The sequence below is a fragment of the Mesorhizobium sp. M7A.F.Ca.CA.004.04.2.1 genome, from assembly GCF_004022825.1.
Taxonomy (GTDB): Bacteria; Pseudomonadota; Alphaproteobacteria; order Rhizobiales; family Rhizobiaceae; genus Mesorhizobium.
On record NZ_RZPH01001794.1, the window covers coordinates 1 to 441 of the forward strand.

Consider the following 441-nt stretch of genomic DNA (forward strand, 5'->3'; position numbering starts at 1 on the left):
CTTCCAGCCGCTGCGGCGTGCGCTGTTTCCTGTCTTAATCGTCAGCCAGACCTTGCCGCTGGTGGCGATCGCGCCGCTGGTGGTGCTCTGGTTCGGCTTCGGGCTGGCGCCCAAGATCATGCTGGTGGCGCTGGTTACCTTCTTTCCGATGCTGGTTGCATTGGTCGAGGGTTATGAGTCGACCGAGGCCGAGATCGGGCAAATGCTGCGCGCCATGGGGGCAGGGCGCTGGCGCATCTTCGTGCTGGCACGGCTGCCTTCGGCGCTGCCCTATTTCTTCGCTGGTTTGAGGATCTCCATCACCTACGCCGTGGTCGGCGCGATCTTCGCCGAATATGCGGGGGCCGCGAAGGGGCTGGGCATCTACATGCTCAACGCCAAGAACAATTTCCGTCCTGACCTGGTTCTTGCCGCCGTCGGAGTGAGCGCTGCCCTGACCCT

General features: G+C 63.3%; 1 protein-coding gene. It reads left to right on the plus strand.

Translation table 11 applies throughout. The features are described 5' to 3' along the window. Positions 1 to 441: ABC transporter permease subunit (locus EN893_RS37610; protein ID WP_128362341.1), on the plus strand; the 441-nt coding region annotated here is incomplete at both ends.